Annotated in this window: 1 protein-coding gene (running past one end of the window); it reads right to left on the bottom strand. The window is 45.7% G+C overall.

What is annotated here, in order from left to right; all coding sequences use genetic code 11:
- A protein-coding gene (locus OCW38_RS06285; protein ID WP_261895462.1) for a retention module-containing protein crosses the window boundary here: on the bottom strand, nt 1-17,409 show its 5' portion. Its footprint begins 10,290 nt before the window's first position; only the first 17,409 of its 27,699 coding nucleotides appear in the window; the start codon lies at nt 17,407-17,409; its stop codon lies beyond the left edge, outside the window.

The raw sequence follows: 17,409 nt of genomic DNA, 5'->3' as shown, positions 1-17,409 counted from the left end.
CACCACATCGCGCTTCGTTGATTCAGAATCATCGGTATCAACGGCATAAACCGGTAGACGGAAAGTTAGATCGTTATGCAGTACACCATTAAGATGATCAAACGCCTCAATCAAGGTAAAAGTAAACTCACCTTTGTTGACACTATCAAAGCGAATTGTGAATACATCGGTAACGTTACCCATACCATCATCGGTATAACCAATGTAGTCACCTGCTGAAGCTGGATCTTCTGTAAGTTGAACGACAAGACCACTTGATTTCAGCAGATCGCCAGGATTGAATTCGTTGGTCGCAACTCTAAAGTGACTAAAATCATCACTTCCTTCGGTATAAGTGATTGTGTGAGTCGAACTGACCGCAGAACCACTTGGCATCGAGCCATCCGCTAAGTTGACTTCCGATAAGTAAACATCTGGAACCACGTTAATAACGGTATCGATACCGTCTTTGATCGTCAAAGTGACATCCGCAGTATCTGTATCGTTATCAAAATCACTGGTGGTGACGACAATCGTTCTTACAATATCGCCGGATGAATGGTCAAGATCTCGGCTCGGTTCAAAACGAACCTCCCCTTCAATGGTGATATACAATAAGCCATCGGTTACGGTAAAGACCTGTTCTGTGGAGATGCTTGGGTCTAGCGTAACAGCTGTGCCACCATCGTAAGTAAACTGTGTCACTTTCGCGCTATCAGCACTCTGTGTTGGCATAACATCAATGATTGGCGTCGTAGGTGGCGTACCCGATGCCAAATCAGCTAATGAAGGCTCAGTGATACTCAAAGTACCATCTTGAACACCTTGTACATCATCGGTGATCGCAACCGTCATAGGCGACATTGCAGAATCATCACCATCCGCATCAACCGCCAAAACAGGGACATCGAAGCTTAGTATATTGTTTTGTAATCCATCTACATGATCTAATGCCTCAAGCAGTGTGAACGTGTATTGCCCTAAATTGCTCGTCGAGAAGCTGATCGTGAAGACGTTGGTTTCTACGTTAGAACCGTCTTTAACGAAGCCAATGTAATTACCAGAATCTGCTGGTTGCTCTTTTATCTGAACATCAAGGCCATTCGATTTCAAAGCCCCTGAAGTATTGAACTGCGTAGGGTCAATTCTGAAATGGCTTACGTCGTCACTGCCCGCTATGTAGGTAATGTTTTGTGTCATTGTCACTGGATTGCCGGTTGGCACAGAGCCATCGGCCAGATCCACTTCAGATAACGCAATTCCAGGAACAAGGTCGATAGTAGGAAGGTCACCATCAACAATCTTCAGTGTCACTTTCGATGTGACAATATCGCCATCAAGGTCAACAGACGTTACCTCAATAGACTTAGTAATATCACCACCTGCATGATTTTGATTACGCACAGGTTCAAAACGTATTTCACCCTCTGTCGTAATGAATACCGAGCCTTCCGTGAACACGAACTCTTGTTCACCATTCACATTTAAATCAAGACTTTCTGCAGTGTTTCCATCGAACACAAATGAGGTAATTTTTGCTCCGTCGGCACTTTGACTTGGCATCACGTCTAGAGTATTCGATGTTTCAACAGCACTCGCAGGCTCGCGACTGGTTATTGTACCGCCCAGCATCAGTTGCACATCATCGCCAATAGTCACGCCAAGCTGAGAAACTAGCGAGTCATCGCCATCACTATCAACCGCATACACAGGCAGATTAAAGCTTAAATCGTTGTTGCCACGTGCATCTTGATGATCCAGAGCTTCGATTAAGGTAAATGTGTATTCGCCTAATGTTGCGGAGTTAAAGTCCAACGTAAATACTGTCGTCTCCACGTTAGACGAACTGGTAGTAAATCCGATGTAGTTGCCCGACCCTTGCGGATCTTCGCGTAATTCAACGGCTAAGCCATTCGATTTAAGCGCATCGTTGGTATTGAACTCAGTTGGTTCAATTCGGAAGCGAACCACATCGTCACTTTGGTTGGTGAAAGTAATAGTTTGCGTTGAGCTGATCGCACCAGCGTTTGGAGCCGAACCATCCGCTAGATTTGTTTCTGAGAGAGTAACGCTTGGAACTGCATCGATGGTTGGAATATCACCATCTGTAATGGTCAGTGTAATGGTTGAAGTCACCGGATCATTATCAAAATCACTTGAAGTAACCACTATCGACTTCACGATGTCTTCGCTGGCAGAGTGGTCAAGGTCACGATTAGGTTCAAAGCGCACTTGACCTTGAAGAGTGATGAATAACTCACCTTCTGTGAAACTAAACTGCTGCTCGCCTACGATGCTTTGATCGAGTGTTTTGACAATACCGCCAAATGAGAATTCAGTGATCGTCGCACCATCGGCACTCTGATTTGGCGTCACATCAATGGTGTTGGTTGTGATTGTTCCGTCTGCAAGATTTGGCTCGATGATATCTAACGTACCGCCTTGCATGATTTGGACATCATCACCAATGGTCACGTTAAGTTGAGACACAAGTGAATCATCACCATCGCTATCTACCGCATAAACGGGCAAATCAAAGCTCAGATCGTTATTAGCTAGGCCATCTGCATGGTCTAGCGCTTCAATTAGAGTAAAGGTGTATTCACCTAGCGTGGTGGTCGAGAAACTAACAGTGAACACTGGAACTTCAGCGTTCGAACCATTGGTAATAAAACCTATGTAAGTGCCTGGATTAGCAGAGTCTTCTTTTATCTCAACCGCAAATCCATTCGATTTAAGTGCACCGCCGACATTGAACTCGGTTGGTTCAATACGGAAACTGGTTACATCATCGCTTTGATTCGTGAAAGTAATCGTCTCAGTTTGACTGACAGCACTGCCGCTTGGAGTTGAGCCATCTGCAAGATTGGTTTCAGACAAGGTAACGCTTGGCACTGCATCAATGGTTGGGATATCACCATCAGTAATGGTCAAAGTTACTGTTGACGTCACTACATCGTTATCTGAATCGCCCGAAGTCACCACTATCGACTTCACGATGTTTTCGCTAGCGGTGTGGTTTAGATTACGATTTGGCTCGAAGCGCACTTCACCTTGCAAGGTAATGAACAGTGAACCTTCAGCAAAGACAAACTTCTGTTCACCCGTATCGTTTTGATCAAGCGTTATTACTGCTCCGTTATCATATATAAACTGAGTAATTGTCGCCCCATCGGCGCTTTGTTCAGGCATCACATCAACAGTAGCTGTCGTCGGAGTACCTGCAGCCAAATCAGCAACCGTTGGCTCAATAATATTAAGCGCTTGGTCTTGCATGACCTGTACATCATCACCGATGGTGACTTTAAGTTGAGACACCAGTGAATCATCACCATCGCTATCAATCGCGTAAACAGGAAGGTCAAAAGTCAGATCATTCTTCGCTAAGCCATCTACATGATCCAACGCTTCAAGCAAAGTGAATGTGTATTGGCCTAAGTTAGTATCTGAGAAGCTAATCGTGAATACGTTAGTTTCAACATTCGGAGCCGTGGTCACAAAGCCGATATAGCCACCCGATGTGGTTGGGTCGGGTTTCAACTCAACCGCCAATCCGTTCGATGTCAAAGCACCACCAACATTAAACTCAGTCGGTTCAATGCGGAAACTCGTCACGTCATCACTTTGGTTAGTAAAGGTAATCGTTTGAGTTGAACTCACCGCACTGGCATTCGGGTCAGAGCCGTCACTCAGATTCGTTTCTGACAGCGTAACGCTTGGCACTGTGTCAATGGTTGGGATATCACCATCAGTAATGGTTAGCGTTACCGTTGAGGTCAGCACATCGTTATCCGAATCGCTAGACGTCACCACGATAGATTTCACGATGTCTTCGTTCAGCCTGTGGTCTAAATCGCGATTAGGCTCAAAGCGCACTTCACCTTGAAGCGTGATGAACAGTTCACCTTCCGTAAAGCTAAACTGCTGCTCACCATTTTCATTTTGGTCAAGCGTTCGAAGCTGGCCATCATAAGTGAATTGCGTCACTGTTGCGCCATCAGCGCTTTGATTCGGCATTACATCGAAAATACTGGTTGTTACCGTACCATTAGCAAGATTTGGTTCAACGATACCTAACTTACCGTCTTGCATGATTTGAACATCATCGCCAATGGTCACGCCAAGCTGAGAAACTAACGAATCATCGCCATCACTATCAACCGCATACACAGGTAGATTAAAGCTTAAATCGTTGTTGCCACGCGCATCTTGATGATCCAGAGCTTCGATTAAAGTAAATGTGTATTCACCTAAGGTTCCGGAGTTAAAGTCCAACGTAAATACTGTCGTCTCCACGTTAGACGAACTGGTAGTAAATCCGATGTACTGACCAGAACCTTGAGGATCTTCACGCAGTTCGACCGCTAAACCATTCGATTTAAGTGCATCGTTAGTATTGAACTCGGTTGGTTCTAAACGGAAGCGAACCACATCATCACTTTGGTTGGTGAAAGTAATCGTCTCCGTTTGACTAACCGCACTGCCACTTGGCGCAGAACCATCCGCTAAATTTGTTTCTGAGAGCGTAACGCTTGGCACTGCATCGATGGTTGGAGTATCACCATCGGTAATGGTCAGCGTAATGGTTGAAGTCACCGGATCATTATCGAAATCACTTGAAGTCACCACAATCGACTTCACGATATCTTCACTCACTGAGTGGTCTAGGTCGCGGTTCGGCTCAAAGCGTACTTCCCCTTCAAGAGTGATAAACAGCTCACCTTCTGTGAAACTGAACTGCTGCTCGCCTGAAATGCTTTGATCCAGTGTGTTTACGACGCCGTCATAAGTAAACTGAGTGATCGTCGCACCATCGGCACTCTGATTTGGCATCACATCAATGGTGTTGGTTGTGATTGTTCCGTCTGCAAGATTTGGTTCAACAATATCTAACGTACCGTCTTGCATCATTTGGACATCATCACCAATGGTCACGTTAAGTTGAGATACCAGAGAATCATCACCATCACTGTCTACCGCATAAACAGGCAGTTCAAAGCTCAGATCGTTATTATCTAAACCATCCACATGGTCTAACGTTTCAAGCAGAGTAAAGGTGTACTCACCTAGTGTGGTCGTAGAGAAGCCAATAGTGAAGACAGGAACTTCAGTATTCGAGCCATCAATAATAAAACCGATATAAGTGCCCGGGTTAGCAGAGTCTTCTTTTATCTCAACTGCAAATCCGTTCGATTTTAGTGCTCCACCGGCATTGAACTCGGTTGGTTCAATTCGGAAACTCACTACATCATCACTTTGGTTCGTGAAAGTAATAGTCTCAGTCTGACTTACTGCACTGCCGCTTGGTAAAGACCCATCAACGAGATTGGTTTCTGAAAGCGTAACGCTTGGCACCGCATCAATGGTTGGGATATCACCATCAGTAATAGTCAGAGTGACCGTTGACGTCACCACATCGTTATCTAAATCGCTTGAAGTCACCACAATCGACTTCACGATGTCTTCGCTAAGCGTGTGGTCTAGATTACGGTTTGGTTCGAAGCGCACGTCACCTTGAAGAGTGATGAACAACTCACCTTCTGTGAAGCTAAATTGCTGCTCACCATTGTCATTTTGATCCAGAGTTCGAACTTGACCGTCATACGTAAACTGGGTGATTGTCGCGCCATCGGCACTTTGTTCTGGCATCACATCAATGGTATTCGTTGTGATTGTGCCGTCTGCAAGGTTTGGCTCAGTGATATCTAACGTACCACCTTGCATGATTTGAACATCATCACCAATGGTCACATTCAGTTGAGACACCAGTGAATCATCACCATCGCTATCAACCGCGTAAACAGGAAGGTCAAAAGTCAGATCATTCTTCGCTAAGCCATCTACATGATCCAACGCTTCAAGCAAGGTGAAGGTGTATTGACCTAAATTGGTATCCGAGAAGCTAATCGTAAACACGTTAGTTTCAACATTCGGAGCGGTTGTCACAAAACCGATGTAGCCACCCGGAGTGGTTGGGTCGGCTTTCAACTCAACCGCCAATCCGTTTGATGTGAGAGCACCACCAATATTGAACTCCGTCGGTTCAATACGGAAACTTGTCACATCATCACTTTGGTTAGTAAAGGTAATGGTTTGAGTGGAACTTACCGCACTTGCATTCGGAGCAGATCCGTCACTCAGATTCGTTTCTGACAGCGTAACGCTTGGCACAGTGTCAATCGTTGGGATATCGCCATCGGTAATGGTTAGCGTTACCGTTGAAGACACAAGATCGCTATCAGAATCACTCGATGTTACGACTATCGACTTAACGATATCGCCACCAGTATGATCGAGGTTACGACTTGGTTCGAAACGAATATCGCCTTGTAGAGTGATATACAAAGACCCGTCAGCAACCACAAACTTTTGCTCACCCGTGTCATTTTGGTCAAGCGTCAATACCGCCCCACCATCGTAAGTGAACTGAGTAATGGTCGTGCCATCAGCTCCTTCTTCATCAAGGACATTAACGATTGGCGTAGTCGGCGTACCTGCTGCCAAATCTGCAACCGTTGGCTCTTCAATAGTGAGAGAGTCATTAACCATCACTTGAATATCATCAGTAATAGTTACAGCCAGTGGCGACATCACAGAGTCATCACCATCGCTATCAACCGCGTAAACTGGCAAGTTAAATGTTAGGTCGTTGTTGCCTTGAATTGGTGTGTGGTCAATCGCTTCCAGAAGCGTGAAGGTGTACTCACCCAAAGTGGTACTGCTGAAATCGAGTGTAAACACTGTGGTTTCGACATTCGAAATATCAGTCGTGAAACCAATGTAATTGCCTGAACCTGTTGGTTCTTCTCGAATCTCAATGATTAAACCATCTGACTTGAGCGCGTTGTTGGTATTAAATTCACTTGGCTCTAAACGGAATTTCTCAACATCGTCACTTTGATTAGTGAAAGTGATGGTTTCCGTTTGGCTAACCGCGCTGCCAGTTGGCGTGGAACCATCAGCAAGATTAGCTTCTTCAAGTGATACGCTCGGCACCGCATCAATAGTCGGATTGTCACCATCAGTAATGATCAGCGTAACGGTTGAAGTAAGAGAATCGTTATCGAAGTCACTTGAAGTCACCACAATCGACTTCACGATGTCTTCGCTCACTGAGTGGTCTAGATCGCGATTAGGTTCAAAGCGTACTTCACCTTCAAGGGTGATATACAGTTCGCCTTCTGTGAAGCTGAACTGCTGTTCGCCTGAAATACTTTGATCCAGTGTGTTTACGGCACCATCATAAGTGAACTGAGTGATCGTCGCGCCATCGGCACTTTGGTTTGGCATCACATCAATGGTATTGGTTGTGATTGTTCCATCAGCCAGATTTGGCTCGGTGATATCTAACGTACCGTCCTGCATGATCTGAACATCATCACCGATGGTCACATTAAGCTGGGATACCAGTGAATCGTCACCGTCCGTATCAACAGCATAAACAGGCAGGTCGAAGCTAAGATCGTTGTTATCTAAACCATCCGCATGGTCTAACGCTTCAAGTAAGGTAAAGGTGTATTCGCCTAACGTACTCGTAGAGAAACTAATGTTGAACACTGGAACTTCAGCGTTCGAACCATCGGTAATAAAACCGATGTAAGTACCGGGATTAGCAGAGTCTTCTTTTATCTCGACCGCAGCTCCGTTCGATTTTAGTGCTCCACCGACATTGAACTCGGTTGGCTCAATGCGGAAGTTTGCTACATCATCACTTTGATTGATAAAGGTGATGGTCTCAGTTTGACTGACTGCGCTGCCGCTTGGTGCTGAGCCGTCACTAAGGTTGGTTTCAGACAGAGTAACGCTAGGCACTGCATCAATGGTTGGGATATCACCATCGGTAATGGTCAGCGTCACTGTGGAGGTCAGTACGTCATTGTCTGAATCGCTTGAGGTCACCACTATCGATTTGACGATGTCTTCGTTAACCGTGTGGTCTAAATTACGATTGGGTTCGAAGCGCACCTCACCTTCAATAGTGATGAACAACTCACCTTCCGTGAAGCTAAATTGCTGCTCACCATTGTCATTTTGGTCGAGTGTTATTACCGTCCCGCCGTCGTAAGTAAACTGAGTGATCGTCGCGCCATCGGCACTTTGCTCTGGCATCACATCAATGGTATTCGTTGTGATTGTGCCGTCAGCAAGATTTGGTTCCGTGATATCTAAGACACCGCCCTGCATAATTTGAACATCATCACCAATCGTGACGTTAAGCTGAGACACGAGTGAATCATCGCCATCACTATCGACGGCGTAAACCGGTAAGTCGAAACTCAAATCATTATTTGTGAGGCCATCAACATGGTCTAAAGCTTCAAGTAAGGTGAAGGTGTATTGGCCTAAATTGGTATCTGAGAAACTAATCGTGAACACGCTGGTTTCAACGTTCGAGCCATCGGTAACATAACCGATGTAGCCGCCCGGAGTGGTTGGATCGGCTTTCAGATCAACCGCCAATCCATTTGATGTTAGAGCACCACCAACATTGAATTCGGTTGGTTCAATGCGGAAGCTGGTCACATCATCACTTTGAGTGGTGTAAGTAATGGTTTGAGTTGAACTCACCGCGCTGCCGCTTGGTGCAGAGCCATCACTCAGATTCGTTTCTGACAAGTTCACTGTTGGCACTGCATCAATGGTTGGGATATCACCATCGGTGATGGTCAGCGTCACTGTGGAGGTCAGTACGTCATTGTCTGAATCGCTTGAGGTCACCACTATCGATTTGACGATGCCTTCGTTAACCGTGTGGTCTAGATTACGGTTTGGCTCAAAGCGCACGTCACCTTGAAGAGTGATGAACAACTCACCTTCTGAGAAGCTAAATTGCTGCTCACCATTGTCAGTTTGATCCAGCGTTCGAACTTGACCATCATAAGTAAACTGAGTGATCGTCACGCCGTCAGCGCTTTGCTCAGGCATCACATCGAAAATGCTAGTTGTTACCGTGCCATCAGCAAGATTTGGTTCAACGATATCTAACGTACCGTCTTGCATAATTTGAACATCATCGCCGATAGTGACATTTAACGGAGACATCAGTGAATCATCGCCGTCACTGTCTACCGCATAAACAGGTAGGTCAAAGCTGAGGTCGTTATTGCCTCGGGCATCTTGGTGGTCTAATGCTTCGATGAGCGTGAACGTGTATTCGCCTAATGCCCCAGAATTAAAGCTTAATGTGAATACTGTAGTTTCTATGTTTGTGGCACTGGTCGTAAAACCAATATAGTCACCCGACCCTGCCGGATCTTCACGTAACTCAACGGCTAGACCGTTCGATTTAAGATCATCGTTAGTATTGAACTCTGTTGGCTCAATACGGAAACGAACCACATCATCACTTTGGTTGGTGAACGTGATGGTTTGAGTGGAGCTTACCGCGCTGCCACTTGGCGCAGAGCCATCAGTCAGATTCGTTTCAGAGAGGGTAACGCTTGGAATAACATCAATCGTAGGGTTATCACCATCCGTAATCGTCAGGGTTATGGTTGATGTCAGAGAATCATTATCAAAATCACTTGAAGTCACGACAATCGACTTCACGATGTCTTCGCTAACTGAATGGTCTAGGTCGCGGTTCGGCTCAAAGCGCACTTCACCTTCAAGGGTAATAAACAGTTCACCCTCTGTGAAGCTGAACTGCTGTTCGCCTGAAATACTTTGGTCCAGTGTGTTTACGACACCGTCATAAGTAAACTGAGTGACCGTTGCGCCATCGGCACTTTGATTTGGCATCACATCAATGGTGCTGGTTGTCACCGTACCGTCGGCCAGATTTGGCTCGATGATATCTAACGTACCGTCTTGCATGATTTGGACATCATCACCAATCGTGACGTTAAGCTGAGACACCAGTGAATCATCACCATCGCTATCAACAGCGTAAACAGGCAGATCGAAGCTGAGATCGTTATTATCTAAACCATCCACATGGTCTAGCGCTTCAAGTAAGGTAAAGGTATATTCACCTAACGTACCCGTAGAAAAGGCAATCGTGAAAACTGGAACTTCAGTGTTCAAACTATCGGTAATAAAGCCGATGTAAGTACCCGGGTTAGCAGAGTCTTCTTGTATCTCGACCGCAAAGCCATTAGACGTCAGAGCTCCACCTACATTGAACTCGGTTGGCTCAATACGGAAACTCGCCACATCATCACTTTGATTAGTGAAAGTAATCGTCTCAGTTTGGCTTTCTGCACTGCCGCTAGGCGCAGAGCCGTCACTTAAGTTAGTTTCCGAAAGTGTAACGCTTGGCACTGCATCAATGGTTGGGATATCACCATCGGTAATGGTCAGCGTCACTGTGGAGGTCAGTACGTCATTATCTGAATCGCTTGAGGTCACCACTATCGATTTGACGATGTCTTCGTTAACCGTGTGGTCTAGATTACGGTTTGGCTCAAAGCGCACGTCACCTTGAAGAGTGATGAACAACTCACCTTCTGAGAAGCTAAATTGCTGCTCACCATTGTCAGTTTGATCCAGCGTTCGAACTTGCCCGTCATAAGTAAACTGAGTGATCGTCGCACCGTCAGCGCTTTGCTCTGGCATCACATCAATGGTGTTGGTTGTGATTGTGCCGTCAGCAAGATTTGGTTCCGTGATATCTAAGACACCGCCCTGCATAATTTGAACATCATCACCGACGGTTACATTTAACTGAGACACCAGTGAATCATCACCATCGCTATCGACAGCGTAAACAGGAAGATCAAAGTTCAAGTTATTATTCAACAAGCCATCAGCATGGTCTAACGCTTCAAGCAAGGTGAATGTGTATTGGCCCAAGTTAGTATCAGAGAAGCTAATCGTAAACACGTTGGTTTCAACGCTCGAGCCATCAGTAACGTAACCAATGTACCCGCCCGGTGTGGTTGGGTCGGCTTTCAGCTCAACCACTAACCCATTCGATTTCAACGTACCGCCAGTATTGAATTCAGTAGGCTCAATGCGGAAACCCGTCACATCATCACTTTGATTCGTGTAAGTAATCGTCTCGGTCTGACTTACTGCGCTGCCGCTTGGTGCAGAGCCATCATTCAGATTAGTTTCAGAAAGAGTAACGCTTGGCACTGCATCAATGGTTGGGATATCACCATCGGTAATGGTCAGCGTTACTGTTGAGGTAAGCACATCGTTATCCGAATCGCTAGACGTCACCACGATCAATTTCACGATGTCTTCGTTCAGCGCGTGGTCTAGATTGCGATTAGGTTCGAAACGAACGTCACCTTGAAGCGTGATAAACAACTCACCTTCCGTGAAGCTAAACTGCTGCTCCCCGTTATCATTTGGGTCAAGTGTTCGTAGTTGACCGTCATAAGTAAACTGAGTGATCGTCGCGCCATCGGCACTCTGGTTTGGCATCACATCAATGGTGCTGGTTGTCACTGTGCCAGCGGCCAAATCTGCGACGGTTGGCTCGACGATATCTAACGTATCATCTTGCATGATTTGAACATCATCGCCGATGGTCACACTTAACGGAGACATCAGTGAATCATCGCCGTCACTGTCTACCGCATAAACGGGTAAATCAAAACTGAGGTCATTGTTGCCACGGGCATTTTGATGATCCAAAGCCTCAAGCAAAGTAAAGGTATATTCACCTAATGTGGTGCTAGAAAAACTCAGTGTAAATACCGTGGTTTCGACATTCGTCGCACTGGTCGTAAAACCAATATAGTCACCCGACCCTGCCGGATCTTCACGTAACTCAACGGCTAGATCGTTCGATTTAAGATCATCGTTAGTATTGAACTCTGTTGGCTCAATACGGAAACGAAACACATCATCACTTTGATTGGTAAAAGTAATGGTTTGAGTGGAGCTTACCGCGCTGCCACTTGGCGCAGAGCCATCAGTCAGATTCGTTTCAGAGAGGGTAACGCTTGGAATAACATCAATCGTAGGGTTATCACCATCCGTAATCGTCAGGGTTATGGTTGATGTCAGAGAATCATTATCAAAATCACTTGAAGTCACGACAATCGACTTCACGATGTCTTCGCTAACTGAATGGTCTAGGTCGCGGTTCGGCTCAAAGCGCACTTCACCTTCAAGGGTAATAAACAGTTCACCCTCTGTGAAGCTGAACTGCTGTTCGCCTGAAATACTTTGGTCCAGTGTGTTTACGACACCGTCATAAGTGAACTGAGTGATCGTCGCACCATCGGCACTCTGATTTGGCATCACATCAATGGTATTGGTTGTGATTGTTCCATCAGCCAGATTTGGTTCAACGATATCTAATGTGCCATCTTGCATTATTTGGACATCATCACCGATGGTCACATTAAGCTGAGACACCAGTGAATCGTCGCCATCACTATCAACCGCATAAACAGGCAGTTCGAAGCTCAGATCGTTATTATCTAAACCATCCACATGGTCTAACGCTTCAAGTAAGGTAAAGGTATATTCACCTAACGTACCCGTAGAAAAGGCAATCGTGAAAACTGGAACTTCAGTGTTCAAACTATCGGTAATAAAGCCGATGTAAGTACCCGGGTTAGCAGAGTCTTCTTTTATCTCGACCGCAAAACCATTAGACGTCAGAGCTCCACCTACATTGAACTCGGTTGGCTCAATACGGAAACTCGCCACATCATCACTTTGATTAGTGAAAGTAATCGTCTCAGTTTGGCTTACTGCACTGCCGCTAGGCGCAGAGCCGTCACTTAAGTTAGTTTCCGAAAGTGTAACGCTTGGCACTGCATCAATGGTTGGGATATCACCATCGGTGATGGTCAGCGTCACTGTGGAGGTCAGTACGTCATTGTCTGAATCGCTTGAGGTCACCACTATCGATTTGACGATGTCTTCGTTAACCGTGTGGTCTAGATTACGGTTTGGCTCAAAGCGCACGTCACCTTGAAGAGTGATGAACAACTCACCTTCTGAGAAGCTAAATTGCTGCTCACCATTGTCAGTTTGATCCAGCGTTCGAACTTGACCATCATAAGTAAACTGAGTGATCGTCGCGCCGTCAGCGCTTTGCTCAGGCATCACATCGATGGTGTTGGTTGTGATTGTGCCGTCTGCAATATTTGGTTCCGTGATATCTAACGTACCACCTTGCATGATTTGAACATCATCACCGATGGTTACATTTAACTGAGAAACCAGTGAATCATCGCCATCGCTATCAACTGCATAAACCGGCAGATCAAAGCTCAGATCGTTATTTGCAAGGCCATCGACATGATCTACCGCTTCAATCAACGTAAAGGTATACTGGCCTAAATTGGTATCCGAGAAACTAATCGTGAACACGTTGGTTTCAACGTTCGAACCATCAGTAACATAACCGATGTAGCCGCCCGGCGTGGTTGGATCGGCTTTCAGTTCGACTGCCAATCCATTTGATGTGAGAGCGCCACCAACATTGAATTCGGTTGGTTCAATGCGGAAGCTGGTCACATCATCGCTTTGAGTGGTGTAAGTAATAGTTTGAGTTGAGCTCACCGCACTACCGCTTGGTGCAGAGCCATCACTCAGATTCGTTTCCGACAAAGTCACTGTTGGCACATTATCAATGGTTGGGATATCACCATCGGTAATGGTCAGCGTTACTGTGGAAGTCACCACATCGTTATCGGAATCGCTAGACGTCACCACGATTGATTTCACGATGTCTTCGTTCAATGTGTGGTTTAGATTGCGATTGGGCTCAAAACGGACTTCACCTTGAAGCGTGATAAACAACTCACCTTCCGTGAAGCTGAACTGTTGTTCGCCATTGTCATTTTGGTCAAGCGTTCGAAGCTGGCCGTCATAAGTAAATTGCGTCACCGTTACGCCATCAGCACTTTGATTCGGCATCACATCGAAAATGCTAGTTGTTACCGTGCCATCAGCAAGATTTGGTTCAACGATATCTAACGTACCGTCTTGCATAATTTGAACATCATCGCCGATGGTCACACTTAACGAAGACATCAGTGAATCATCGCCATCACTGTCTACCGCATAAACAGGTAAATCAAAGCTAAGCTCGTTGTTGCCACGGGCATCTTGGTGGTCTAACGCTTCGATGAGCGTGAACGTGTATTCGCCTAATGCCCCAGAATTAAAGCTTAATGTGAATACTGTAGTTTCTATGTTTGTGGCACTGGTCGTAAAACCAATATAGTCACCCGACCCTACCGGGTCTTCACGTAACTCAACGGCTAGACCGTTCGATTTAAGATCATCGTTAGTATTAAATTCCGTTGGCTCAATACGGAAACGAACCACATCATCACTTTGATTGGTAAAAGTAATGGTTTGAGTGGAGCTTACCGCGCTGCCACTTGGCGATGAGCCATCAATTAAATCAGCTTCTTCAAGTAAGACGCTCGGCACCGTATTAATAATCGGATTGTCACCATCAGTAATGGTCAGCGTAATGGTTGAAGTCACCGGATCGTTATCGAAGTCACTTGAAGTTACGACAATCGACTTCACGATGTCTTCGCTCGCCGAGTGGTCTAGATCGCGGTTCGGCTCAAAACGTACTTCACCTTCAAGGGTAATAAACAGTTCACCCTCTGTGAAGCTAAATTGCTGTTCGCCTGAAATACTTTGGTCCAGTGTGTTTACAACACCGTCATAAGTGAACTGAGTGATCGTCGCACCATCGGCACTCTGATTTGGCATCACATCAATGGTATTGGTTGTGATTGTTCCATCAGCCAGATTTGGTTCAACGATATCTAATGTGCCATCTTGCATTATTTGGACATCATCACCGATGGTCACATTAAGCTGAGACACCAGTGAATCGTCGCCATCACTATCAACCGCATAAACAGGCAGTTCGAAGATCAGATCGTTATTATCTAAACCATCCACATGGTCTAACGCTTCAAGTAAAGTAAAGCTGTATTCACCAAGTGTGGTGGTCGAGAAACTAATGGCGAACACTGGGATTTCAGTATTCGAACCATCGGTTATAAAACCGATATAAGTACCCGGATTAGCAGAATCCTCTTTTATCTCAACCGCAAACCCATTGGACGTCAGAGCTCCACCTACATTGAACTCGGTTGGTTCAATACGGAAACTCGCCACATCATCACTGCCTGCAGTAAAGGTAATCGTTTCAGTAGCGCTCACTGCACTTCCGCTTGGTGCAGAACCATCGGCAACATCTGTTTCAGATAAAGTAACAGGTGGAATCAGATCTATGGCTGGGTTCTGACCATCGGTAATGCTTAGTTCAAGTGATGATGTATCAATATCGCCATCACCATCTTCAGCTAAAAATGAAAACTGTTTGACGATAGTTTCGCTGCTTGAGTGGTCGATATCACGAGCGACTTCAAAACTGAAATCACCATTCAACGAGATAGTGACCACACCCTCAGTAAAACTGAAAGTTTGAGTAGCATCGGGGAGCAGGCTTTGATCTAGCGAGTAATCAACACCATCATAGTTAAACGATTGAATTGTAGATCCATCTGCGCCTTCGAAACTGAACAGGTTATACGAAACAATGGTATCACCCGCTAAAGTGGGTTCCGTTACTGACTCAACCTTATCAACGAGTTCAACGACATCGTCTTTAACATTGACGAGAATCTCAGCAGCTTCTGGGGTGTTCGAACCTCCAGACAGTGCAGAGCGGTCACCATCCGCATCAACGGCATAAATCGGCAATGCAAAGGTTAGCAGCACATCTTCAGCACCTTGGTGAGATAGCTCTTCGTATAGAGTGAATTCATAGTTCCCCAATGACGGGCTATCCACTTTAACGTCAAAGACTGTAATTCTAGAACCATTGACCTCAACATAGCCTTCGTAAGTTCTTACACCGTTAGTTTGATCAATAAGCTCGAGCAGTACGGCTTCGCCATTAGAAGTTAAAGAACCATCAGTATTAAACTCCGTCGGCTCAAGCTCATAATGGTCGATGATATCACTGTCAAAAATATCCGCAGTAACACTACCACTTCCAGATACTGTCGCAGTCCCCTCTTGTGAGCCACCAACGACTCCCGACTCATCGACATCAATACTGTCAATATTAGTAATAACGGGACTGTCGCCATCAGTAATCGCAATGTTGATAATATTCTGTATGACATCTTGGTCAAAATCAGTAACGGTTATCGGCAAAGCAAACGAGAGAGTATCACTACCAACTTCCTCTATCGGTTTAAACTGCTCGAATTTATAGGTGCCATCGGTATCAAGCGAGATAGTGAGAACAACCTCACCTCGGCCTTGGATGGACAGAGTAATCGTTGTCCCATCATCAGAAAGTCTGGCGAGCGTGTTTTGATTATCACTGAGCAACCCATCAAACTGCTCCAGTGCACTTGCATCAAATACGGCTGATTGAAGGTTATCACTACCAATATTTGAGAAAGCTCCTTCGATTGCAGTGCTGCTAGTTTCAACGTTAGTGATATTTACACTTTCAACAGACGGATCTATCCCATCAAACACTGAAACTTGTGCGTTGACGAGTGTTGCTAGCGGATTCCCAGCGCTGTCTTCACCTTGAATATCGAAGGCGATATCAATTTGGTCGCCAGTGTAGGAAACCTGGCCACCGCCAACAGACGGTACGTGATCAATCGGCTGAGAAATCGTTGTGATTAAAGAAAGCTCAATGTTATTGCCAACACTGACGGCTTCAATGTCGATACGTAATACTTCGTCAGAACCTTGCACACCAACGATAGAATTGGTCACCGCGTCATACGTGAAGGTGACGGGCTGACCGCTTGAGGTAATGTCGCTATTAAGTTCACTAAGTAGTGACGCGAGGGATAACGTTTCTGGGGTAAAAGAATCAGGTGCGAGCGCTAAACTGCCGGCAATTATCGTCTCTGTAGATGTAATAGACTGGGGATAGGTATTATCAGAAATGGAACCTTCAGTGAGCCCTCCACTGATTGATTGACCGCCAGATGAGCGGGTTATCGATCGGAACTCTTCGCGAGGTTCTTCTGTAACTTCGTCGTCTAGCCCTGTGGTTTCAAAAAAAGTTGTCGGTTGAGTTTGCGTATAGTTGTAATCGATGGTCACGAAGCCAGCATTTGCAGAACCCAGCCCGCCACCAGCCGCCGTTGCCTCTAATATTTGAGTTGGGTCGGCACCACCTAAAATTGCGTCTTGGATAGCAGCAAGGTCATCGTCGGTAAAGGTTCCGGCGTCCGCTTGCTCTGAATCGAAATTAACCTCACCGGCAATTGGTACCTCTGCCCACGCAACATTATTATCAACACAACCGACACAATTCTCGCCAACTGGAATAGCAGCGTTTTGAACACCTAATAGAACTTCCGATCCGTTCGAAGTAATAACGATCTCATTTGCACGGATAGTATCGCCAACTGAAACCTTTCTTGCACTACCGTCAGGCTTAACTACGACAACATCACCACTCACAGCTTCAACTACTGCAGCCTGGCGCGAAACTTCAATATCCAT

This window comes from Vibrio cyclitrophicus (genome assembly GCF_024347435.1).
Classification (GTDB): domain Bacteria; phylum Pseudomonadota; class Gammaproteobacteria; order Enterobacterales; family Vibrionaceae; genus Vibrio; species Vibrio cyclitrophicus.
This window is presented reverse-complemented; position numbering and strand designations above follow the sequence as displayed.